The following is a 22694-nucleotide window of genomic DNA, read 5'->3' on the forward strand; positions in this document are numbered from 1 at the left end:
AAAATCTCCTATCATTTTTTTACTTCGTATACATACAATATGTACAAGTTTCATAAGAGGACACGACATTTATGCTATAGAAACAAAGAGTAAACATATTTTGTATACAAAATAAAAAAGACCTTGTATTACAAGGCCTTTTGCAAACTCACTTTATTTTGTAGCAAATACATATTATAATACAAACCTTGCTCACTTAATAATTCTTGATGTGTCCCTCTCTCTACTATCTCTCCATCATGCATCACAAAAATTTGATCCGCATCTTGAATTGTAGATAACCTATGCGCAATGGCTATCGTCGTTCTACCTTTTCGCATTTGTTGCAACGCTGTTTGAATAGCCTCTTCTGTTTCTGTATCGATATTAGCTGTTGCTTCATCTAATACTAATACTTTCGGATTCGTTGCTATCGTTCTAGCAAAAGCAATTAATTGTCGTTGACCGCTTGAAAATGCTGCACCTCTTTCTACTACTTCTGTTTCATACTGTTTTGGTAACTTTTCAATAAACGTATTCGCTTGCACAAATCGAGCAGCTTCTTTTACTTCTTCATCCGTAATTTCTTCATTATACATACGAATATTTTGCTTTACATTTCCAGCAAATAAAAATGCATCTTGCAATACGAGTCCTATTTTCTTTCTAATTTCTCGTTCTTCAAATTTTTCTAAATCTACACCGTCTATTACAATATTTCCTGACTTAATATTATAAAATCGCATTAACAAATTCATAATCGTACTTTTTCCGCTACCAGTATGCCCAACAAAAGCAACCGTTTGCCCTTGTTTCACGTGAAATGATACATTTTTTAAAACGTCACGCTTTCCATCATATGAAAAAGTAACATTTTTAAATTCAATATCTCCATCCACGATTTGAGGATTCTCATTGCCTTTTTGAACCGGTGCTAAATCTTTCTCGTCCATTAAATGAAATACACGTGATGACGAAACAAGTGCCTGTTGGAAGAAGGACAATTTCATCATCATCTCATTTACAGGTTGGAAGAAACGATGTATATAGTTAACAAAAGCATATAAAACTCCTACTTCAACAGGGCTCTTTAAAGCATCAATCCCAAATAAACCTAGTACTAACGCAATAGCTACAATATGTACTAAATCCGTAGCTGGTCGTAAAAGTAATGCGTCTAACTTCAAAGTACGTCGCCCTGCACTATAATGTTTATTATTCACTTCTTCAAACTCTTTTCTCATACGTTTTTCTTGTCTGAACACTTGAACAATATTCATTCCTTGTATGGACTCGTTCAACTTTGCATTTAACACGCTTAGTTGATTACGTACTTCTAAATAAAAAGCTGCACTTTTCCGGCGATATAATACCATAATCGCAAACATTATCGGAATTAATACGAGAGAAAATAGCGCTAATTTTACATCTAATAAAAACATCGCTACTAAAATACCTACTAAAAAGACTACATTTTTTACAAATGTTGATAATACACTGACATAAAAATCTTTAATCGCTTCCGTATCATTTGTTATACGCGATACAAGTGTACCAATCGGCGTACGATCAAAGAAACTTAATGACAGCTTTTGAACATGTTCATATACTTCAACTCGCATATCTTGAACAATCTTAAAAGCAATGTTCTGAAAGTACAATAGATTTAAATACGTAAATAGTACTTTTAATAAATGAGCAACTATGTAAATTACAAATAAAGTAACGAGCGCTGATCGTTCAAAATCCCGCGGTACTAGGTGTTCATCGAGGAATTGTTTAATTAAAAAAGGACCCATCATTTCCGTTACTGTCGCACCAACTAAAAAGATAAATGCTAAAGATAGTAACCCTTTATATGGCTTCATATAGGAAAGCAATCTACTTAAATCACTTCGCTTCTTCTCTACCATCATACGCCTCCTTTCTCGACTAAAGCTTCTAATTGCTGGCTTTCATACATTTCCTTATACCAGCCGTTTTCCTTCATTAATTCCTCATGTGTACCTCTTTGTACAATTCTACCTTCATCAACAACAAGAATAAGATTGGCATGCTGAATTGCACTTAATCGGTGTGCAGTAATAATCGTCGTTTTCCCTGCTCTCTCCCTCTTTAAGGCACTTAAAATCGTCTCTTCTGTTTTTGCATCTACCGCTGATAAACAATCATCCAAAATTAAAATTTCAGCATTTGTTAATAAAGCACGAGCAATAGAGATTCGCTGTTTTTGACCACCAGATAACGAAACACCTCTTTCCCCTACTACTGTTTCATATCCTTCTGAAAATTGGAGGATGTCATTATGAATACAAGCAATCTCTGCTGCTTGGGTAATTTCATTATATGTAGCATCCGCCTTTCCAAAGGCAATATTCTCGCCAATACTTGCTGAAAATAAAAAATGATCTTGCGGCACGTATGAAATGGCAGAACGGACACCATGAAGTGTTATATCTCGAATATCTCGCTCCCCAATTTTTAATTCACCATTAAAATGATCATACTCACGGATTAAACATTTTAATAAAGTCGTTTTCCCTGCGCCTGTACGTCCTACAACTCCTAGCGTTTCGCCCTTCTTCAAATCAAAGTGAATATCGTTTAAATGTAACAATTCATTTTTCTTATACGAAAATGAATCAACGGCAAACGAAACATTACCGCTCGCTATTGTATGTACAGCATTTTCGCTATTTACTACATCTGATTTTTGTGAAAGAATTTTTTCTACACGGTCATATGAAGCACGCCCACGCTCCATAATATTGAATAACCATCCAAACGCTAACATTGGCCAAACGAGGGTACCTAAATATGTCGTAAATGTAACGAGATCACCTACTGTTAATTCACCTCTTACAACTAATACCGATCCGTAACATACTGCGATTAAAAAAGAAAATCCAACGATAAGAGAGATTGTCGGATCAAATAACGAATCAATACGTGCAACTAACACATTTTTATGTACAACATCTTCTGATTTTCTTCGAAACGCCTGTAAATCTTCTTTCTCTTGTCCAAGCGAGCGAATCACTTTCATTCCACTCATACTCTCTTGCACTTTATCATTGATTTCCGAAAACGATTGCTGTGCTTTATGAAACCTTTTATGTAATAAAGTTCCATAATAATTTGTCGAAATAGCTACAATCGGCATTGGAATTAAACTTAATAATGTTAACTTCCAACTAATTGTAAAACCCATCGCTACGAGTACACATCCTCCGACAGCTAATGAGTCAACAAGCGTCAAAACACCTGCTCCAGCAGTTTGCTGGATCGCTTGAATATCATTGGTCGCATGTGCCATTAAATCACCTGTCCGATTTGACTGATAGAAAGATGGACTCATCTTTGTAAAATGTTCATACAAATTTTTTCGTAATTGGCGAGCTAATTTTAATGAAGACCCGAAAATCATAATACGCCATATGTAACGTAATATGTACATCGTAATACCTACAATTACTAATAGTACAACCCATTTTAGTAACTTATCGGTCGTCAATGTTCCATCATTAATTTCATCTACAACGATTCCAATTACTTTTGGTGCTACAAGTTCTAAAAGTGCAACGCCAAACAATAAAATAATTCCAGTTATGTACGCTCGTTTTTCTTGTTTAAAAAACCACGCTAAATTCATAAACACTTTCATTTTTTTCCTCCTCCCTTAAAATGAGCGATGTTTTCAGTTTACCAAAAATACAGAATTTTTAAAAGTTTTAAAAACTATAACTAACAAAAAGAAAGACACTCTTAGCGAGTGTCTTTTAGCGCTTATTTCATTTGTTGCTTGTTCATTGCGCTCATCATTTGATTGATTTTCTTTTGGGAAGGTTTTTGTCCCATTTGCATCATCATCATTTTTAACATTTGTTCGTTAATTGGTGGATTTTTTTGTAAGTAATTCATCATGTATTTGCGGGCAATGAAAAATCCTAACGCCACGCCTGCTACTAGTGCTACTACGCCCACTAGAATACCTAACCAAATTGGCATATATTTTCCTCCTTCATGTTGTCTACCTTACAGTGTACTAAAACCTTTTCAATAAGACAAGATACAATTCGACATTTTTTACACATATGTTCGTACTTGTTTTAGAGGATTCAGCCATCCGTACTTTGTATTTTCATAATCCATAGCTAAAAATGTTAATTCACACTTTCTTAACACCTCAAAGAACGTCGTTTCCATAGAGACATTTCCAGAGGTATTCATACGAATATAGTGCGGTTTCACCATTATTTCGCCGTACTCCGCTCCCGTATAAAGTGTATGTGTATGATGTGTTCTATCATATTTACCAAGAACGCGCAAAGCTTGTTCTAATTTATGATGAATTTTCATTACTTGCAATGGCATCGTTATATACATCATTTGCTTATATAACACTTTTTTCTCCGAAAGGGACCCAGATTCTGAAAATCGAGCAAATAAATCAAAAAACAAATATTCACGACCAAAATAAGCTTTCGCAATATCCTCTTGAATTAAATACAATTCATACGTTTTCATTTTTCCACTCCCAATCTGGACAACCTTTTCTCTTCATTATATATAAGAAAATTTGCAATGATTGTCTGACTGCGGAGAGATAAAAAACTTTTTCTGTCGAAAAAACTCATTTACATAGAAAAACCTCTCCATGCCGGAGAGATTTTTCTGAAATGATTAAAGCATTTCTTTTACTTTACGAACAACGTTCTCTACAGTAAATCCATACTCTTCCATAATCTTCTCACCAGGAGCAGAAGCACCGAATGTATCGATACCTAACACATCTCCTTCAAGACCTACGTAACGGTGCCATCCGAATGTAGCACCCATTTCGATTGCGAAACGTTTTGTTACTGCTTTTGGTAATACAGATTCTTTGTACTCTGCAGTTTGAGCTTCGAAGCGATCCATAGATGGCATGCTGACAACAGCTGCGTCAACGCCGTCTACTGCTAATGCTTTTTGAGCTTCAACAGCTAGGCTTACTTCAGATCCAGTTGCAAGTAAGATTACGTCAGCCGTTTCTTTCTTGCTTGCAGAAACTACATATGCACCTTTTGCTACTTTTTCATACGTATCATCTTTTGCACCTTCTAATGTTGGAAGGTCTTGACGAGTTAATACTAAAGCAGTTGGTTTGTTTGTAGATTCTAAAGCTAGTCTCCAAGCTGCAACAGATTCGTTACCATCAGCAGGACGGATAACAGAAACGTTTGGCATTGCACGAAGCGCTGCTAATTGCTCGATTGGTTCATGTGTTGGACCATCTTCACCAACAGCGATACTGTCATGTGTGAATACATACGTTACTGGCAATTGCATTAATGCTGCAAGGCGAATTGCTGGACGTAAGTAATCAGAGAATACGAAGAACGTACCACCGTAAGTTTTTAAACCACCATGTAGTGCAATACCGTTCATTGCTGCACCCATTGCGAACTCACGTACACCGTACCAAATGTTTTTACCGCTGTAATCATCTCTTGTAAAGTCTTTTTCGTTATTCATGTATGTTTTGTTAGAACCAGCAAGGTCAGCAGATCCACCGAAGAATGATGGTACAGACTCTGCAATTGCATTAATTACAGCACCAGAAGAATTACGAGTTGCTGCTTTTGATCCTAATTCATAAGTTGGTAAGTTTTGCTCCCAACCTTCTGGAAGTTGACCGTTCATTGCTGCTTGGAATTCGTTTGCTAATTCTGGGTATGCTTGTGCATATTCACCTAGCATCGTGTTCCACTCAGCTTGCGCAGTTTCACCAACATCTTGTACTGTTTTACGGAAGTTGTCATATACTTCTTCTGCTACGTGGAAGTCTTGCTCAGCAGTCCAAGCATATGCTTCTTTCGTTAATTTTGTTTCTTCTACACCAAGTGGAGAACCATGTGAAGCTGATTTTCCTGATTTGTTTGGAGAACCGAAACCAATTGTCGTTCTTACTTCAATTAGCGTTGGGCGTTTTTCGTCAGCTTTCGCTTCTTCAATTGCTTTCGCGATTGCTTCAATATCGTTTCCATCCTCAACACGGATTACTTGCCATCCGTATGCTTTGTAACGATCTTCTACACTTTCAGAGAATGAACGATTTAAATCGCCATCTAATGAAATATCGTTTGAATCGTAAAGCACAACAAGACGACCTAATTGTAAATGAGCAGCTAATGAAGATGCTTCAGCAGAAACGCCCTCCATTAAATCTCCATCACCACAAATAGCGTATGTATAATGATCTACTACATTATACGCATCACGGTTATATTTAGCAGCTAAATGTCTTTCAGCCATTGCCATACCTACAGCAGTTGCAATACCTTGTCCAAGTGGACCAGTCGTTGCATCTACACCAGCTGTATGACCATACTCAGGATGTCCTGGAGTTTTGCTTCCCCATTGACGGAAGTTCTTTAAGTCATCCATTGTTACATCATAACCAGATAGGTGAAGTAGGCTGTATAATAACATTGAACCATGACCTGCAGATAATACGAAACGATCACGGTTAAACCACGTTGGGTTATTTGGATTGTGTTTCATAAATTGAGTCCATAATGTATAAGCCATTGGTGCTGCACCCATTGGCATTCCTGGGTGACCAGAGTTTGCTTTTTCAATCGCATCGATGGATAATGTGCGAATCGTGTTGATAGAAAGTTGTTCGATTGAATGTGACATGCTATTCTTCCCTTCGCTTATATTAGTAAACGTTTTATACATTTATATGATAGCTTCCCACGCAAGATTATACAACATGTATCGACAAATATGTTGATATTTTTTTGATTTTTTATAAAAAAATCAATGTATCCGGGAATGTATGGGCATTCAATATGACATACTTTTTCATTATTTTTATTTTAAAAAGAAAGGGAATTATCTGTATATTTATACAAATTTCTTCTACACTTACTTTTTTAAATAAGTTTTTAAAAACATAAAAAAGCATCTAACTTCGATGCTTTTCAAATAAGTTAAACAATCCGTTTCCGAATCGAGCTTGAAATCAAATCAATTATAATTACCATTAAAATAATACCTAATAAAATAATACCAACACGAGACCAATTCCGTGAACTCAGCGCAAAAATTAAAGGTGTACCAATCCCTCCTGCTCCGATAACTCCTAAAATCGCAGCGGATCGTACATTAATTTCAAATCTGTATAACGTATACGATAGAAAATCTGGTAACACTTGCGGTAACACCGCATACCAAAGTATTTGAAAACGATTTGCTCCTGTTGCTAGTAACGCTTCCGTCGGTCCTTTATCTATGTTTTCAATTCCTTCTGAATATAGTTTTCCTAACATTCCAATAGAATGCAATCCTAAGGCTAATACTCCTGCAAAAGAGCCTGGACCAACAGCTTTTATAAATAAAAGAGCCATAACTAATTCAGGAAACGTACGAACAAAACTAAGTACAAATTTCCCAAATCCTGAAGTTAATTTTCCACTACTCATATTCGTTGCCGCCCAAAAAGCAAACGGAACAGATAAAAATGCAGAAATAAATGTACCTAATATCGCAATTGCCAACGTATCAATTAATCCATGTAATAAATCTTCACCATCTGGCAAAGATACATACGACCAGTCTGGAGTCAATATCCCTGTCATAATTGCTTTTGTAATTTCTCCCGCCGTTTCCTTTATTCCCTCTAGCGGTACTCCTGAAAAAGCCCATATATAAACAAATGTAAGTGCTATAAAAATAAACGAGCGATACACACTCGGTTTCTTCGGTTTTGGTACGATTATCGTCGTTTTACTCATTATAATTTCTCCCGCAACAATGTACTTACATAATCAATTACCAATACAACAACAAGAGTATAGATGATAATAGATGCAGTTTGTTGATATTGTAAAAATCCAAGTGTACGATCATAATATAGTCCAATACCACCTGCTCCTACTAAACCTAGGACAGCCGCTGCCCGTACATTCACCTCAAATGTATATAGTACATAGGAAACAAAGTGTGCTTTTACTTGTGGAATGACTCCATAAACAATCCATTGCACCTTATTAGCCCCTACAACTGTCATCGCTTCTAGTGGGCCAGGGTCAATTGATTCAATTGATTCATACAACAATTTCGCCACGAGCCCAATTGAGAAAAAAGTAAGAGCTAAAATACCCGGAAGTGGTCCTATTCCAAAAATAGCTACGAAAATTGCCGCTAATAATAAATCTGGTATCGTTCGAATAAAATTTAAAATCAATCGAGCTGGACTGTATAAAAATGTACTAGTAAACACATTACTTGCCGCAAACAGTGCAAGTGGAATAGCTAAAATCGCTCCTAAAGTCGTCCCAATAATCGCCATACGTATTGTATCTAACATTGCTGTTGTAATAACTTGAAAATAACTCCAATCTGGCGGCACCATTTCTTTTAACAAATCCATTATATTAGGAAAACCAACTACTAGCTTTGAAAATGATGCGTCGACCTGTATACTACTTCCCCACAACAGTAAAATGAATAGAATAAACGTTAACATATGTTTTAACTTACTCGGCGGCTTCGGTATCGACTTCGAATATATCGTCACATCATTCATTTAGCTGCCACCTCTAACAATTCACTTTTCTGTGCTACGTCACCATAAATTTCAGCAAACTTTTCATCCGTTGCTGCTTCTACTAAACCATCAAAAACAATTTCGCCTGCATGTAATCCAATAATACGCGTCGCATATTGCCTAGCTAAAGCAATAGAATGTAAGTTTACAATTGTTGTAATTCCAAAATCTTCATTAATTTTCTTTAAATCATCTAATACTTGCTTTGTTGTTAGCGGATCTAACGACGCAACAGGTTCATCTGCCAATATGATTTTTGCTTCTTGCGCCAATGCTCTAGCTATCGATACACGTTGTTGTTGTCCTCCTGATAATTCATCAGCACGTGCATATGCTTTTTCTAAAATATTCACTCTTTTTAACGCTTGAAATGCGAGCTCCACATCCTCTTTCGGAAACAAACCTAACGTTGTACGCAATGTCGAATGATATCCAACACGGCCAGCTAATACATTCTTCAATACTGTTGATCGCTTTACAAGGTTAAAACTTTGAAAGATCATACCAATATCCCGGCGCATACGTCGTAAATCTTTTCCTTTTGCAGCAGTAATAGACTCACATTCAATCATGATTTCGCCTTCTGTAATCTCATGAAGACGATTTACCGATTTTAGAAGTGTAGACTTTCCAGCTCCGGACAGCCCTACCATTACAACAAACTCACCTTTTTGAATTTTCAAGTTTATATTATTCAATCCTTTTGTACCATTTGGATACACTTTGGAGACATTTCGAAATTCTATCACACATCTTACCTACCTTCTATGTATTCAAAACGGCAAACTAACTGAAAACATTCCCTTTCAGCTAGCTGCCATTTCCATATGTATTATTGCGTTTTTACTTTCTTCCCATATTCACGAACGATGTCAAATTTACTATCATCAGATTTAACATATCCTTCATGTGAATATACTTCTTTAATGATTTTGTGACCTTCCTCATTTTTTCCAATTTCAATGAAAGCATCCTGTAATTTCTTGCTCCACTCTTCATCTAAATCAGAACGTACCGAAATCGTATCGTTTGGAATTTTCTCCGTAAATTTCACTATTTTCGTTTGCTCGAATATATTCGGATAATCTTTTTTTACAATATTACGAGCATCTTGGAATACAACAGCTGCATCTACGTCACCATTTAAAAGAGCAATAAGCGACTGATCGTGACCTTTTAATGTAACAGGTTTCACATCTTTTAACGGATCAATTCCCTCTTTTAATAGAACAGCTGCAGGCCATACATACCCTGCTGATGATGTTACATCTTGATAACCAATCTTTTTACCTTTTAAATCTTTTACACTATTTATATTAGAGTCTTTTTTAACAACAAACTCAGATTTATAATAATCTACTAAATCTTTTGTAGGAGCTCCTGTTTCATCCTCTACTCCAAAACGTTGTGCTTGTAAAATTACATTTGCAGCCTTCTTTTCATGTGCTAATACGTACGCTGTTGGCGGTAAAAATCCTACATCTACTTGTTTAGATGCCATCGCTTCTACAATTGTATTGTAGTTCGTTGAAATACTAACTTTTACTGGAATATTTAACTTATCACTTAATAGCTTCTCAAGCGGTTTTGCCTTCGCCTCTAACGTATCTGCATTTTGAGAAGGAACAAATTGAACATTTAAAGTCTTCGGTACATACCCTTTTTTCGTATCTTCATTTTTACTTGCACTTGATTCCTTCGTTCCACAGCCACTTAATAATCCCGCTGCTAGTACAACTGTTGTGCTCATTGCAAAAACTTTTTTCAACATATTAATGCCTCCATTTTTCATTGTTATAAAATAACCTTTCATAAACATGAAGAAATATATCACATATTTTTACAAATAATTGATTATTTACAGAATCTTCACACATTCTATACACTCACATTAAAATTCTCTTCACATATTTGATATGATGAATTGGAAGATAACAATAGAAAAGGTGAGTCATATTGGAACAAAATCAAACTGTAACTTTAAACATCTTATTAACAAGCGATATACATGGCACTGTTTATCCTATTCACTACCAAGATAACTCCCCAGCAGAACTTGGTTTAGCTAAAATTTCTACTCTTATAAAAAAAGAACGTTCCCAAAATACAAACGTTCTTTTAATTGATAATGGCGACTTTATTCAAGGAACACCATTTACTTATCATTATGTTACATACGAAAAAAACAAAAAAAACCCAATGTCCTTATTAGCGAATTACTTACAGTATGACGCTGCAATTATCGGCAATCATGAGTTTAATTACGGGATGGGTATATTAAATAACGCTGTGACTACTGCGAACTTCCCGTACCTATCAGCAAACATTTTAGATAAAAACATAAAGAAACCTTATTTCGGAAAACCTTATATAATCAAACAGATTGAATCCAATATAAAAATCGCTATTTTAGGGGTGACAACGCACTACATTACCAATTGGGAACAACCCCATCACATTAAAGACTTACAATTTGAAGATGCATTAGAAACAACGAAAAAGTGGGTTTCTTACATTCGCAAACATGAGAAACCAGATTTACTAGTCGTAGCGTATCACGGGGGAGTTGAACGAGATTTACAAACCGGGGTACCGACTGAAGTTTTAACAGGAGAAAACCAAGGATATGCAATGTGCCATGAAATTGAAGACATAGATATTTTATTAACAGGTCACCAACACCGGGAAATTGCTCACACAATGGCTAACGGTGTAACAATTTTACAGACCGGATGTAATGGAAACTCAGTTGGAAAAGTAAAAATAACATTCGAAAAAACAAAACATAAATGGGTTAAAAAAGAGAGTTCTTCTGAATTATTATCTGTACAAGGAGTTGAGGCTGACCAAGATGTACTTTCATTGGTAGCCGATTACGAAGAGAAAACACAAAAGTGGCTTGATCAACCTATTGGAATCATTCAGGGGGATATGCAAATTTCAGATGCTATGCAAACTCGTTTGCATGATCATCCTTTTATCGAATTCATAAATAAAATACAGATGGATATAGCTAATGTATCAATTTCTTGTACAAGTTTGTTCCATAATACATCTCCAGGTTTCCCGGAACATGTAACAATGCGTGACATCGTTTCTAATTATATTTATCCAAACACATTAAAAGTAATTAGAATAACTGGAGCGGATATAAAAAATGCTCTTGAACTCTCTGCTTCTTATTTCACATTAAAAACAGATGGATCCATCACCGTAAGTCCTACCTACATAGAACCAAAGCCACAACATTATAATTATGATATGTGGGAAGGGATTTCATACGTATTAAACATTTCAAAACCAATTGGTGAAAGAGTAGAATCTTTACAGCATAACAGTGCTCCTCTTAATATGAATGAAGAATATGACGTTGTAATGAATAATTATCGTGCAAGTGGCGGGGGAAATTTCTTTATGTTTCAAAACAAACCGGTAGTAAAAGATATACCCACAGATATGTCTGAACTTATCGCTAATTATATATTGGAACATAAAACGATAGAAGCAACAGTTAATAACAACTGGAAAGTTATTAAATAACGATTTTTACATATAAAAAAGATGGGCTTCGCCCATCTTTTAATTTAATTTTGCATTATCTTGCTTTTTTAAAGCTTTTAATTTCGTCGGTGTAACATCTGTACCTTCTTCGTTAACAACTTTAATACCTTTAAGTTCGTTTAACATATTTTGACGAAATCCTTTTAAATATTGTTCACGTAGCGATTGACGCTCACGTTGCTCTTCTTCAGTTAAACCTTCAGCTTTTGCTTTTTTCGCTAAGAAGTTAATGCGTTCAACGAGTTCGTGATTAATCATCTCGAATCCCCCTTCTAATCAAAACTGATTATTATCATACAATAGTTACTCTTCTTTATCAAGCAATTGCTTCGTATACTCTACATATCTACGATGTACAGTCGCCTTTGAAACATTATGACCAAATCCACGTAATGTTGCTGCAATTTCTTCAAACGTGAGTTCACTTTTTCGCAAACGTACAATTTCCTCAATTGGCACTTCTTTTTTCTCTCTTCCTACACTTAAATGACGATTTTTTAAATTTTTTTCTGGACGATAACCTTTTTCTACTGCACGTTGCATACCTCGTTTAATTTTCAAATTATGAATCTTTCTTTGATATTCTTCAACAATACCAATAATATCTAATACCATTGAATCAGAATCCGACAATTGTAATTCACCATTATGTGTATGCGTATATACTTTTATGCCTTCTTTATGTAAACAATGCATTAACGCGATCTTCGCATTTCCTCTACCAAGACGCGTTTCATCTTGTATAAGTAACACATCAATTTGTTCGTCTCGAATTGTATCCAACACCTCTAATATACCGTCACGTTCAATTGTATATCCACTAGCCTGCTCTTCAATCACCTTAGTAACATTCATTTGATAGCGCTCAGCTAAATGCAATAATTCATCTTTTTGACGTAATAATGATGTTTCTTGCGCTTCTTTCGTTGTACTCACACGTGCATAAATAATTGCATTCATTTTGAACCCCTCTTTCTCCCTATTATTTCCCTATAGTGTAACATAAATCCGCCATTTGTTCGAACTTATGTTTGTAGAATGTTTTTTCACATGTTATACTTATTAATAAGAAAAATGAAAGAAAACGAGGTGTTAGAAAACATGGAAAAGTTAACGAAACGCCAGCAAGACATTCTCGACTTTATTAAGCTAAAAGTACAAGAAAAAGGATATCCACCTTCCGTACGTGAAATTGGTCAAGCAGTCGGCCTCGCTTCTAGTTCTACAGTGCACGGACATTTATCACGATTAGAAGAAAAAGGATACATTCGACGCGATCCAACAAAACCACGTGCCATTGAAATTTTAGGTGAAGACCGAATGGATACGGAAACACAATCTGTTATTCAAGTTCCAATTGTCGGAAAAGTCACTGCTGGTTTACCAATTACAGCGGTCGAAAGCGTAGAAGAACATTTCCCACTTCCAGCTAGTATTGTTGCTGGAGCAGACCAAGTGTTCATGTTACGTATTTCTGGAGATAGTATGATTGAAGCTGGTATTTTCGATGGAGATTTAGTTGTTGTTCGCCAACAGCAGTCTGCATATAATGGTGAAATTGTAGTCGCTTTAACAGAGGATAACGAAGCAACAGTTAAACGTTTCTATAAAGAAAAAGACCATTTCCGTCTACAACCAGAAAACTCTTCATTAGAACCTATCATTTTAAAACAAGTGTCAGTTATCGGGAAAGTAATTGGCGTATATCGTGATTTACATTAAAAATAACAAAAAGAAGATAATTACCTTATTTATATACGGTAATTATCTTCTTTTTGTATTTTGATAGATTTCCATGCATTCTATTTCTTATTAACGAGTTTCAATCGTCACATCTCCCACAGCCGTTTTACCGCTAATCTTTTTACTACCATTTCCAATTGTTACATTTTTATTTTCTTCATTAAAAATTGTTACATCTCCAGCAGCACTTTGCCCAGTAATTACCGCATCTTGTGGTTTTTCCGATAAAGTAATATCTATATCTCCCGCAGTTGAACTTGCTTCTAGATTATACTTAGAATCATGATCTTGAATATTTATTTCCCCACTTGTTGTTTTTGCGGTCACTTTCCCTAATACCTTCTTAAAGTTCACCTCACCAGCTTTTGTCGATCCCTCCACATTCTTAGCCGTTACTTGTTTCAACTCTACTTCTCCAGCAAGTGTCCTAACACTTACGCTATCACTTTTCACATCACTCATTTCGATTTGTCCAGCAGATGAATTTACTTTTACATCTTGGTAAGAGCGTTCGGGCACAAGGAGAGTCAATTTAGACGTTTGAAACCTAAAATCGTAAAAAGAAAAATCAAATGAAGCACCTTTTTCTCTTTCCCCAATAATTTTTAATGTGTCACCATCTTCTGCGATACGAATCTCTTGTTTACGTACATCTCCCGATTGCTTTACATAAAAAGAAGAGTCAGGAGATTTTTGGACAATAATATCCCCGGCATCTAACTTAACTTCTATATTTTTTAATGTTTCGTTTTTAATTACATTTTCTTTATCGCCTTTTTCAGCAGTTTGTACTGCTTTTTCATATGTTTGGGAAATTCCTATTACTCCAATAATGATACAAGCGATAGCGATTAAAAATAGTTTTTTCATCATTTACTCTCCTTTTATCATTTTGAAGTTCCATATTACATATCGTACACACAATCTCTTAAACCACTTTGTACTATAAAAAGCGATAATACATAAAAATAAACCTACCCCAACAAACGTTATACTAACGAAAAGATCCAACCATATAAAAGTACCCATAAATACTTTTCCAATAACGAAAAATGGTGTTACTACACTAGCAATACCACCGATCCAAAAAGAAAATATAAAAGCAATAATTGCGACTAACGGGCCTAACACAATAATAAAATTAAACAAACTAAGTCCAATCGCTGCCATAACAGCTCTTGTCACATTTGAAGTCGATGGATTTTTTTTCATTTCATCGAAGCGATACATCGCAAGTAATTCTTTCGCGATTACTTTCGGAGAACCAAGGCCCTGTATTATTTCCGATTCAGTTTTCCCCTCTTCTAGTCCAAACTGAAAGTGCTCTTCATAATCCAATAAAATATCTTGCCTCTCTTCCTCTGGTAACTTTCTAAGATAACTTGATAATTCTTTAAGAAACCCTTCTTTACTCATCCCATTCCACCCCTTCAATAATTTCTTGTACCCCTTTCGCAAAATCACGCCATTCTGTTACTAACAAATGAAATTGCGTCTCCCCTTGCTCTGTTAATTGATAATATTTACGAGGTGGCCCTTCCGTAGATTCCTTTAAATACGTTTGAAAATACCCTTCTTTCGTCAAACGACGTAATAAAGGGTATACTGACCCTTCCGATATTAAAAATTTATTAGAAATTTGCTGAACAAGTTCATAACCGTAACTATCTTTACGTTTTACAAGTGCTAATACACAAAGTTCAAGCACACCTTTTTTAAACTGAACGTTCAAGTGCCATCCTCCTTTCCTATCTTAGTACTGTTCAATACACGGTACCTGTTTTATCCATAATATACCACTTAGTATTGTTTATTGCAAGGTACTAAACTATATTTATTCCCTAAATTTAGAAAATGAACTAACGAAATCCTGAATAAGACTGTGTTATAACTAAGCATCATTACGTTAATATCATTGAGTGATAATCTGATTCACAAGCCACAAACTTATAGCCTTGCAGATGAGGACATAAAAATCATCGCTCGCGTTGTACAGGCAGTAAAGAATTATTAAGTTATAGCACAAGTGATTTAAAAAAGATAAAATCAATTCTTTTGAAAAGATTTTCTTAGTAACATGATTCAAAATAACCAAAAACAATCCATTATCTAGTAGTTAATATATCCAATAACTTCACTAAAAAAGCCCTGATACCGTAGTATCAAGGCTTTTTTAGTTCATAAATTATATAAAACTTACGTTTATCTGATAATGTTTTTCTATGATATCACTACTTGTTATTAATTATTGGCTTTTATGTGGTTGTTTTTCATTTTGCAACCACATAAAATTGTAATAATAGGGAATTAAAAAACCCTTGATACTAGTTGTATCAAGGGTTCAAGCCTCTTAGTATAGAGACATATATTGATCGCGTTCCCATTGGTGAACTTGTGTTCTAAAGATATCCCACTCAATCTCTTTCGCTTCGATGAAGTGCTCAAGTAAGTGTTCTCCTAGTGCACCGCATACTACTTCATTAGATTGTAATGTAACTAATGCTTGCGCTAATGTTGCTGGTAAGTCAACGATACCTGCTTCTTCGCGCTCTTCTTTTGTCATTACATAGATGTTACGATCTACTGCTGCTGGTGGAGTTAATTTGTTTTTAATTCCATCAAGACCTGCAGCTAATAATGTAGCCATTACTAAATATGGGTTTGCAGCTGGGTCAACACTACGCACTTCTACGCGTGTACTAATACCACGAGATGCAGGGATACGTACTAACGGACTACGGTTTTGTGCAGACCATGCTACGTAACAAGGCGCTTCATATCCAGGTACTAGACGTTTATATGAGTTTACAGTTGGGTTTGCTATCGCTGTAAATGCTGGTGCATGTTTTAAAATACCTGCGATGAAGTGACGAGCATCATCACTTAATTGTAAGTCACCGTTTGCATCAAAGAATACGTTCTCACCATTTTTAAATAATGATAAGTTACAGTGCATACCTGAACCGTTCACACCGTATAGTGGTTTTGGCATAAACGTTGCGTGTAAACCATGTTTACGAGCAATTGTTTTTACAACAAGTTTGAATGTTTGAATGTCATCACATGAGCGAATTGCATTTGCATATTTAAAGTCAATTTCGTGCTGTCCTGGAGCAACCTCATGGTGAGATGCTTCAATTTCAAATCCCATTTCTTCAAGTTCAAGAACGATATCACGACGACAGTTTTCCCCTAGATCCATCGGCGCAAGGTCGAAGTATCCACCGTTATCGTTTAGTTCTAATGTTGGATTTCCTTTTTCATCAACCTTAAATAGGAAGAATTCTGGCTCTGGTCCAAGATTGAAGTCTGAAAATCCTAAAGCTTCCATTTCTTTTAACACACGTTTTAAGTTGTTACGTGGGTCTCCATCAAATGGAGTGCCATCTGCATTGTAAATATCACAGATTAGTCGAGCTACTTTACCTTTTTCAGCTGTCCAAGGGAAAATTACCCAAGTGTCTAAATCAGGATATAAATACATATCAGACTCTTCAATACGTACGAAACCTTCAATCGAAGATCCATCAAACATCATTTTGTTATCAAGAGCTTTCGTTAATTGTCTCACTGGAATCTCTACGTTTTTAATTACCCCTAAAAGGTCCGTAAATTGTAAACGGATATACTTTACATTCTCTTCTTTCGCCAAACGGAAAATATCTTCTTTTGTGTATCTAGACATTATAAATTCCTCCTTAGTCCCTCTAATCGCCTTCAGAATCAGTTATCGTTAGTGAAAAAATCTTGAAATGTCACCTTGTCGCAATGAAGTTCGATTGAATCTACCTGTATGTTGTAGTTCATCTCGAAGTATTTTGCGAAGCTCAGTTTTTGAAATTTCTTTCGTTTCTTCTTTTACTTTCACTGCTTCTGTTTGATTTTCTTTCATTAGTAACACTTGTTTAATACCAGCCATATTCAAGCCTTGATCTAACAAATCTTTAATTTCTAACAACTTATCTACATCGTTAAATGAAAATAATCTACGATTCCCTTTTGTACGGGTTGGAGAAACAAGATTATGCTCTTCATAGTAGCGAATTTGACGTGCAGACAATTGTGTTAAATCCATAACAATACCAATAGGAAACAGCGGGGCAGAACGTCTATCTTCTTTCATTTTTCAGTTCCTCCTTCGCCTTAACTGCTTCTCATTTTATACCATGTTATGTTTAGTGTCAATAGATGTTAGCTTTTCTTACATGATTTTTTATAATTTTTTTATAAATTTTTTCATTCTTTTTTCTAATCGCATAAATTATTACTTTTATACGAAAAAAGCTGCCGACATCGACAGCTTCCCTTTAAGAAATTGTTAATAAATTCTTTTCAATCAATTCGTCAATCGCAGAACAAATCGCAATTTTAACATGCGAATACGTTAAGCCACCTTGCACATACGCAACATATGGCGGTCTAATTGGACCATCAGCAGACAATTCAATGCTTGCACCTTGAATAAACGTTCCCGCCGCCATGATTACATCATCTTCATAACCTGGCATATAGTTTGCATACGGAGTAAAATGCGAATTAATTGGAGATGCATATTGAATCGCTTGGCAGAAGGCAATCATACGGTCTTTATCATCAAATTGAACCGATTGAATTAAGTCTGTTCTTGGTGCATTCCACGCTGGTGACGTGTTCATTCCTAACTTTTCTAAAAACGCAGCTGTAAAAATCGCACCTTTCAGCGCTTGCCCTGCAACATGTGGCGCTAAGAAGAACCCTTGATACATTTCTTGCAGACTGTATAAAGACGCTCCAGCTTCCGCACCAATTCCCGGAGATGTTAAACGATATGCACACGCTTCAACATACTGTTCTTTCCCGACAATATAACCACCAGTTTTAACAATTCCGCCGCCCGGGTTTTTAATAAGCGAACCCGCCATTAAATCTGCACCAACATGACATGGCTCTTGCTCTTCAATAAACTCGCCATAACAGTTATCTACAAACACAACAACATCAGGTTTAATTTCTTTAACAAACGCGATCATCTCTTTAATTTGAGAAATAGTAAACGATGGACGAGTAGCATAACCTTTCGAGCGCTGAATACCGATCATTTTCGTATTATTATGAATCGCTGCTGCAACAGCCTCAAAATCAACAAGCCCAGCACTAGTTAGCGGAACTGCATTGTAACCGATATTATATTCTTTAAATGAACCTACACCTTTCCCACGTACACCAACAATTTCCTCTAACGTATCATACGGTTTCCCAGTGATATACAATAACTCATCTCCCGGGCGTAAAATACCAAATAACGCTGTAGAGATAGCGTGAGTACCTGAAATAATTTGCGGACGAACAAGTCCAGCTTCCGCCCCAAATACATCAGCATACACTTTTTCTAACGTATCACGGCCAATATCATCATAACCATAACCTGTTGTCGGGATAAAATGCGAGTCACTAATTTTATGTTTCCGAAAACTTTCTAATACACGAAACTGATTACTTTCAATCACTTCATCCGCACGTTTATGTACTTCTGTAATCTGACTCTCTACTTCTTTTACAATTGGAGCAATTTTTTCTCCATTTTTCAAACGATCAAACATTTTTATTTTCTCCTTCTTCCACTAAAAATCTCTTTAATTGCACATTAAGCGATGAATGAGTAAAAATATACCCTGCACAATCATATACAAATTTATCTTCCAGAAACTCCATCTTTGCTAATAGAGTTTCCGTCTTTAAAAGCGTTAACAACTTACCTTCACTCGGAGGGATTTCCACTCGATAACAATCCATTTCTTTCTTCATCTTCGTTTCTATCGCTTCTTTTATACGCAATAAATCACTTTCTTCAAAAGCACTAGTCATTAAGAAATCACTTTTCGGAAACGGAATAAAGTTTTGATGTAATTCATCTTTTTTATTATATAACGTAATAATAGGAATATGGTTAATTTCAAGTTCTGATAATAATCGTTTTACTGTTTTTTCATGCCCTATGTAGTTAGGATCCGCGGAATCAACTACATGTAAAATGACATCTGCTTCCCCCGCTTCTTCTAGTGTCGAACGAAAAGCAGCGATTAATGAAGTGGGTAAATCTTGTATAAAACCAACAGTATCAGTTAGTAATACTGTATAACCAGAAGGTAACGGCATCTTCCTCGTCGTTGGGTCTAATGTTGCAAACAGAAGGTTTTCTTCAAACGTATCAGCTTCCGTTAATCTATTAAACAGTGTCGATTTCCCTGCATTTGTATACCCTATTAACGAAACTTGAAATACTTTATTATCTTTTCTTCTCTCTCGATATCTTTTTCGATGTTCCACAACAACTGCAAGTTGTTTCTTTATTTCATCAATACGGGATCGAATATGACGACGATCCGTCTCTAATTTCGTCTCACCTGGTCCTCTCGTTCCAATACCACCACCAAGACGCGATAAGGACAATCCTTGCCCCATAAGACGCGGCATTGTATATTGCAACTGAGCTAATTCTACTTGAAGCTTACCTTCCCTCGACTTCGCACGTTGCGCAAAAATATCCAGTATTAGTTGCGTTCGATCAATTACTCTCGCATTTAATACTGAGGATAAATTCCGAATTTGACTCGGCGTTAATTCATTATTAAATACAATAACATCCGGCTCTAATTCTTGAGTTAACATTGTAAGCTCTTCTAATTTCCCTTTACCTATGTAAGTTGCCGGATGAAACTTTGGTCGTTTTTGCGTTGTTGACACTAACAATTCTGCTCGTGCAGTCTTCGCTAGTGATGCAAGCTCTTTCATGGAATGCATAAATTTTTCATCATCATCTTGTGGCAATTGACAGCCTACTAATATGACTTTTTCTTTTTCTTCCATCAAATATGTTCACTCATCCTTTTCGAAATTTAAACCTTCTAATATAATAGCAGAGGAAGCACATTTCATCTAGTTAGCGGGGGAGAAAATTCATGGCATGGGAGATTTTTAGCATCATAGGCACAATCGCTTTCGCACTAAGCGGAGCCATTGTTGCAATGGAAGAGGATTATGATATTTTCGGGGTGTATATTTTAGGAATGGCAACCGCATTTGGGGGAGGTGCCCTTCGTAATTTATTAATCGGTTATCCGATTGTCGCGTTTTGGCAACAAGACATGTTATTCCAAATCGCACTTTTATCAATGACTATTATTTTTCTTTTTCCAAATAAGTTAATTAGACATTGGAAAAAGTGGGAAAATATCACTGACGCTATCGGCTTATCAGCATTTGCTGTACAAGGAGCATTATATGCTCAAAAATTAAATTTACCAATTAGCGCCACAATCGTGGCAGCTGTTTTAACTGGTATCGGCGGTGGTATCATTCGCGACCTTTTAGCCCGCAGAAAACCTCTCGTTCTTCGAGCTGAAGTATATGCCTTTTGGACAATTTTAGCAGGTTTTTTAATTGGCGCTCAAATTATTGTTAGCGATTGGGCTCTTTACATTTTATTCATTTTAATTGTTTGCTTCCGCATGGTTTCTATTCATTACAAATGGCATTTACCACACAGACGTATCGAAACGAAAGAACGTTCAATCCATAAATAGCAATCTAACCTCTTTACATATCGTAAAGAGGTTTTTCTTTTCTAACGATTTTTTCTTTATATAATGTTTATACTAATTTTTAAAGTGAGGTGAATACAAATGACAAACCACGTTAATAAAGGAGCTCAAAAAAGTTCAGTAAACCAATTTGGACACGATCCTAATTCAGCACACGAAAAGAGCGCTAAAATGGAACGCTTCCATAAAGCGCACCAAGAAAAAGCAAAAAAAGAGTAAACGAACTTATACACAAAAATAGACGCACAGTTTATGTACTGTGCGTCTCCTCTTCGAGCATCAAATCCATACTCGATATTCCAATTAAATCATTTTTATCATACGTATCTTCTTGCAACAACCGCATCGCCTGTGTACGAATTGATTTTTCAACAATATTCCGTACATACCGCCCATTACTAAACGATGTAATTTGCGACGAATACTTCACCGCATGTAAATGATCCCTAAATTTCCATTCAGCTTCTTTTGATAACTGATATTCACGATCTTCATACATTCTCTTTCCAATTTCCAATAGCTGATTTACCGAGTAATCCGCAAATTCAATAATAAATGGAAAACGAGATTGCAGCCCTGGATTTAATGAAAGAAAGTGATTCATCTCTCTTGAATATCCAGCTAAAATCAATACAAAACCATGTTGTTTATCTTCCATATGTTTTACAAGCGTATCAATTGCTTCTTTTCCAAAGTCCTTCTCTCCTCCTCGAGCTAAAGAATACGCCTCATCAATAAACAAAATACCTCCCATTGCTTTTTTTATTAAGTCTCTTGTTTTTTGAGCTGTATGGCCGATGTACTCTCCTACAAGATCAGCACGTTCAGCTTCAACCAAGTGGCCTTTCGATAGAATATTCATCTCAAACAGCAATTTTCCTATCATTCTAGCAACAGTTGTCTTCCCTGTACCCGGATTCCCTTTAAACAGCATATGAAGCACTTGCTTCTCAGACTTCAATCCCTTCTCTTGTCTTTTTTTATTCACATAAATCCAAGCATATATTTCTTTTATTATCTTTTTTATATCATCCATCCCAACAAGCTTCCCCATCTCTTCTTCAATTCTCTGCAGCATTTCATGTTTAATTGTAGTTTCATTTGAAATTACCGTTTTATTTTCTGCGGCTGGCAAAGAAATTTTCTTTCGATGGTTTAACACAATATTAATTTGATTGTTGTTTTTCTTTCGCATCGATTGTTCCATACAATCACCTCATTTTATCCACTCA

At 35.8% G+C, this 22694-nt stretch carries 23 protein-coding genes and 1 pseudogene; 5 read left to right on the forward strand and 19 right to left on the reverse strand.

Features of this window, described 5'->3' with window-relative positions; all coding sequences use genetic code 11:
• Positions 1-128 precede the first annotated feature (128 nt).
• The 9 genes from V7S45_RS18010 to V7S45_RS18050 form a co-directional block, all read right to left on the reverse strand.
• Positions 129-1892, reverse strand: a complete 1764-nt coding sequence (locus V7S45_RS18010; RefSeq protein WP_000229520.1) for an ABC transporter ATP-binding protein — start codon at positions 1890-1892, stop codon at positions 129-131.
• Positions 1892-3643, reverse strand: coding sequence for an ABC transporter transmembrane domain-containing protein (locus tag V7S45_RS18015; protein WP_000862455.1), 1752 nt, complete (start codon positions 3641-3643; stop codon positions 1892-1894). Before V7S45_RS18015 ends, V7S45_RS18010 begins: the two co-directional genes overlap by 1 nt.
• Positions 3644-3765: 122 nt before the next feature.
• Positions 3766-3987, reverse strand: coding sequence for a YneF family protein (locus V7S45_RS18020; protein ID WP_001123317.1), 222 nt, complete (start codon positions 3985-3987; stop codon positions 3766-3768).
• A gap of 78 nt (positions 3988-4065) precedes the next feature.
• Positions 4066-4506, reverse strand: coding sequence for a sporulation inhibitor of replication protein SirA (sirA, locus tag V7S45_RS18025; protein WP_000860645.1), 441 nt, complete (start codon positions 4504-4506; stop codon positions 4066-4068).
• A gap of 156 nt (positions 4507-4662) precedes the next feature.
• Positions 4663-6663, reverse strand: coding sequence for a transketolase (gene tkt, locus V7S45_RS18030; protein WP_000019766.1), 2001 nt, complete (start codon positions 6661-6663; stop codon positions 4663-4665).
• A gap of 296 nt (positions 6664-6959) precedes the next feature.
• A complete protein-coding gene (phnE, locus tag V7S45_RS18035; RefSeq protein ID WP_000047897.1) occupies positions 6960-7763 on the reverse strand; it encodes a phosphonate ABC transporter, permease protein PhnE in 804 nt (267 codons plus the stop codon).
• The gene (phnE, locus tag V7S45_RS18040) at positions 7763-8557 is read right to left on the reverse strand and encodes a phosphonate ABC transporter, permease protein PhnE (RefSeq protein ID WP_342761453.1); all 795 of its coding nucleotides are present in this window, start codon (positions 8555-8557) and stop codon (positions 7763-7765) included. The genes phnE (V7S45_RS18035) and phnE (V7S45_RS18040) overlap by 1 nt, the downstream gene beginning before the upstream one ends.
• On the reverse strand, positions 8554-9327 hold the full coding sequence (phnC, locus tag V7S45_RS18045) for a phosphonate ABC transporter ATP-binding protein (RefSeq protein ID WP_000569244.1): 774 nt from the start codon (positions 9325-9327) through the stop codon (positions 8554-8556). Before phnC ends, phnE (V7S45_RS18040) begins: the two co-directional genes overlap by 4 nt.
• An 83-nt stretch (positions 9328-9410) precedes the next feature.
• The gene (locus V7S45_RS18050; protein ID WP_000915065.1) at positions 9411-10349 is read right to left on the reverse strand and encodes a phosphate/phosphite/phosphonate ABC transporter substrate-binding protein; all 939 of its coding nucleotides are present in this window, start codon (positions 10347-10349) and stop codon (positions 9411-9413) included.
• A gap of 185 nt (positions 10350-10534) precedes the next feature.
• On the opposite strand from V7S45_RS18050, the gene V7S45_RS18055 reads away from it, so the two are divergent.
• Positions 10535-12118: a bifunctional metallophosphatase/5'-nucleotidase gene (locus V7S45_RS18055; RefSeq protein WP_000437456.1), complete on the forward strand. Its 1584-nt coding sequence runs from the start codon at positions 10535-10537 to the stop codon at positions 12116-12118.
• Between the two features lie 39 nt (positions 12119-12157).
• On the opposite strand, the gene V7S45_RS18060 is transcribed toward V7S45_RS18055, so the two are convergent.
• Positions 12158-12397: a DUF896 domain-containing protein gene (locus V7S45_RS18060; protein ID WP_000607015.1), complete on the reverse strand. Its 240-nt coding sequence runs from the start codon at positions 12395-12397 to the stop codon at positions 12158-12160.
• Between the two features lie 45 nt (positions 12398-12442).
• The gene (locus tag V7S45_RS18065; RefSeq protein WP_000991469.1) at positions 12443-13099 is read right to left on the reverse strand and encodes a recombinase family protein; all 657 of its coding nucleotides are present in this window, start codon (positions 13097-13099) and stop codon (positions 12443-12445) included.
• Positions 13100-13240: 141 nt separating this feature from the next.
• On the opposite strand from V7S45_RS18065, the gene lexA reads away from it, so the two are divergent.
• Positions 13241-13861 carry a transcriptional repressor LexA gene (gene lexA / locus V7S45_RS18070; protein WP_000413738.1) on the forward strand — a complete coding sequence of 207 codons (621 nt, stop codon included), beginning with the start codon at positions 13241-13243 and terminating at the stop codon, positions 13859-13861.
• A gap of 90 nt (positions 13862-13951) precedes the next feature.
• On the opposite strand, the gene V7S45_RS18075 is transcribed toward lexA, so the two are convergent.
• The 3 genes from V7S45_RS18075 to V7S45_RS18085 are packed head-to-tail and all read right to left on the reverse strand — an operon-like array spanning position 13952 to position 15614.
• Positions 13952-14755, reverse strand: a complete 804-nt coding sequence (locus V7S45_RS18075; RefSeq protein WP_342761454.1) for a DUF4097 family beta strand repeat-containing protein — start codon at positions 14753-14755, stop codon at positions 13952-13954.
• Complete coding sequence (locus V7S45_RS18080; RefSeq protein WP_000031382.1) at positions 14756-15298, reverse strand: DUF1700 domain-containing protein; 543 nt, start codon at positions 15296-15298, stop codon at positions 14756-14758.
• Positions 15291-15614: a PadR family transcriptional regulator gene (locus V7S45_RS18085; RefSeq protein WP_001102628.1), complete on the reverse strand. Its 324-nt coding sequence runs from the start codon at positions 15612-15614 to the stop codon at positions 15291-15293. Before V7S45_RS18085 ends, V7S45_RS18080 begins: the two co-directional genes overlap by 8 nt.
• A 162-nt stretch (positions 15615-15776) precedes the next feature.
• On the opposite strand from V7S45_RS18085, the pseudogene V7S45_RS18090 reads away from it, so the two are divergent.
• Positions 15777-15896: pseudogene (locus V7S45_RS18090) on the forward strand (LexA family transcriptional regulator); the annotation flags it as partial.
• 336 nt (positions 15897-16232) lie between these two features.
• Here the strand turns inward: V7S45_RS18090 and glnA are convergent.
• From glnA to hflX, 4 genes are all read right to left on the reverse strand, one after another.
• Positions 16233-17567, reverse strand: a complete 1335-nt coding sequence (gene glnA / locus V7S45_RS18095; RefSeq protein ID WP_000092763.1) for a type I glutamate--ammonia ligase — start codon at positions 17565-17567, stop codon at positions 16233-16235.
• A 48-nt stretch (positions 17568-17615) separates the two neighbouring features.
• A complete protein-coding gene (glnR, locus tag V7S45_RS18100; RefSeq protein WP_000656783.1) occupies positions 17616-18005 on the reverse strand; it encodes a transcriptional repressor GlnR in 390 nt (129 codons plus the stop codon).
• A 184-nt stretch (positions 18006-18189) separates the two neighbouring features.
• Positions 18190-19461: an aminotransferase class I/II-fold pyridoxal phosphate-dependent enzyme gene (locus V7S45_RS18105; protein WP_025686811.1), complete on the reverse strand. Its 1272-nt coding sequence runs from the start codon at positions 19459-19461 to the stop codon at positions 18190-18192.
• The gene (gene hflX, locus V7S45_RS18110) at positions 19454-20728 is read right to left on the reverse strand and encodes a GTPase HflX (protein ID WP_025686812.1); all 1275 of its coding nucleotides are present in this window, start codon (positions 20726-20728) and stop codon (positions 19454-19456) included. Before hflX ends, V7S45_RS18105 begins: the two co-directional genes overlap by 8 nt.
• A gap of 92 nt (positions 20729-20820) precedes the next feature.
• Here hflX and V7S45_RS18115 point away from each other — a divergent pair, with 92 nt between their 5' ends.
• Both V7S45_RS18115 and V7S45_RS18120 read left to right on the forward strand, forming a co-directional pair.
• A complete protein-coding gene (locus V7S45_RS18115; RefSeq protein ID WP_000312266.1) occupies positions 20821-21444 on the forward strand; it encodes a trimeric intracellular cation channel family protein in 624 nt (207 codons plus the stop codon).
• 99 nt (positions 21445-21543) lie between these two features.
• Positions 21544-21681, forward strand: coding sequence for a hypothetical protein (locus V7S45_RS18120; protein ID WP_000181505.1), 138 nt, complete (start codon positions 21544-21546; stop codon positions 21679-21681).
• 31 nt (positions 21682-21712) lie between these two features.
• On the opposite strand, the gene spoVK is transcribed toward V7S45_RS18120, so the two are convergent.
• The gene (gene spoVK, locus V7S45_RS18125; protein ID WP_000438177.1) at positions 21713-22669 is read right to left on the reverse strand and encodes a stage V sporulation protein K; all 957 of its coding nucleotides are present in this window, start codon (positions 22667-22669) and stop codon (positions 21713-21715) included.
• Positions 22670-22694: the final 25 nt, after the last annotated feature.

Origin of the sequence: Bacillus sp. BR3(2024) (assembly GCF_039134555.1) — a bacterium.
Lineage (GTDB): Bacteria > Bacillota > Bacilli > Bacillales > Bacillaceae_G > Bacillus_A > Bacillus_A cereus.

Coding starts and splice junctions, on each gene's coding strand:
- V7S45_RS18010 (WP_000229520.1), bottom strand. CDS start 1,892: ATGGTAGAGAAGAAGCGAAGTGATTTAAGTAGATTGCTTTCCTATATG.
- V7S45_RS18015 (WP_000862455.1), bottom strand. CDS start 3,643: ATGAAAGTGTTTATGAATTTAGCGTGGTTTTTTAAACAAGAAAAACGA.
- V7S45_RS18020 (WP_001123317.1), bottom strand. CDS start 3,987: ATGCCAATTTGGTTAGGTATTCTAGTGGGCGTAGTAGCACTAGTAGCA.
- sirA (WP_000860645.1), bottom strand. CDS start 4,506: ATGAAAACGTATGAATTGTATTTAATTCAAGAGGATATTGCGAAAGCT.
- tkt (WP_000019766.1), bottom strand. CDS start 6,663: ATGTCACATTCAATCGAACAACTTTCTATCAACACGATTCGCACATTA.
- phnE (WP_000047897.1), bottom strand. CDS start 7,763: ATGAGTAAAACGACGATAATCGTACCAAAACCGAAGAAACCGAGTGTG.
- phnE (WP_342761453.1), bottom strand. CDS start 8,557: ATGAATGATGTGACGATATATTCGAAGTCGATACCGAAGCCGCCGAGT.
- V7S45_RS18050 (WP_000915065.1), bottom strand. CDS start 10,349: ATGTTGAAAAAAGTTTTTGCAATGAGCACAACAGTTGTACTAGCAGCG.
- V7S45_RS18060 (WP_000607015.1), bottom strand. CDS start 12,397: ATGATTAATCACGAACTCGTTGAACGCATTAACTTCTTAGCGAAAAAA.
- V7S45_RS18065 (WP_000991469.1), bottom strand. CDS start 13,099: ATGAATGCAATTATTTATGCACGTGTGAGTACAACGAAAGAAGCGCAA.
- lexA (WP_000413738.1), top strand. CDS start 13,241: ATGGAAAAGTTAACGAAACGCCAGCAAGACATTCTCGACTTTATTAAG.
- V7S45_RS18075 (WP_342761454.1), bottom strand. CDS start 14,755: ATGATGAAAAAACTATTTTTAATCGCTATCGCTTGTATCATTATTGGA.
- V7S45_RS18080 (WP_000031382.1), bottom strand. CDS start 15,298: ATGAGTAAAGAAGGGTTTCTTAAAGAATTATCAAGTTATCTTAGAAAG.
- glnA (WP_000092763.1), bottom strand. CDS start 17,567: ATGTCTAGATACACAAAAGAAGATATTTTCCGTTTGGCGAAAGAAGAG.
- glnR (WP_000656783.1), bottom strand. CDS start 18,005: ATGAAAGAAGATAGACGTTCTGCCCCGCTGTTTCCTATTGGTATTGTT.
- V7S45_RS18105 (WP_025686811.1), bottom strand. CDS start 19,461: ATGTTTGATCGTTTGAAAAATGGAGAAAAAATTGCTCCAATTGTAAAA.
- hflX (WP_025686812.1), bottom strand. CDS start 20,728: ATGGAAGAAAAAGAAAAAGTCATATTAGTAGGCTGTCAATTGCCACAA.
- V7S45_RS18115 (WP_000312266.1), top strand. CDS start 20,821: ATGGCATGGGAGATTTTTAGCATCATAGGCACAATCGCTTTCGCACTA.
- V7S45_RS18120 (WP_000181505.1), top strand. CDS start 21,544: ATGACAAACCACGTTAATAAAGGAGCTCAAAAAAGTTCAGTAAACCAA.
- spoVK (WP_000438177.1), bottom strand. CDS start 22,669: ATGGAACAATCGATGCGAAAGAAAAACAACAATCAAATTAATATTGTG.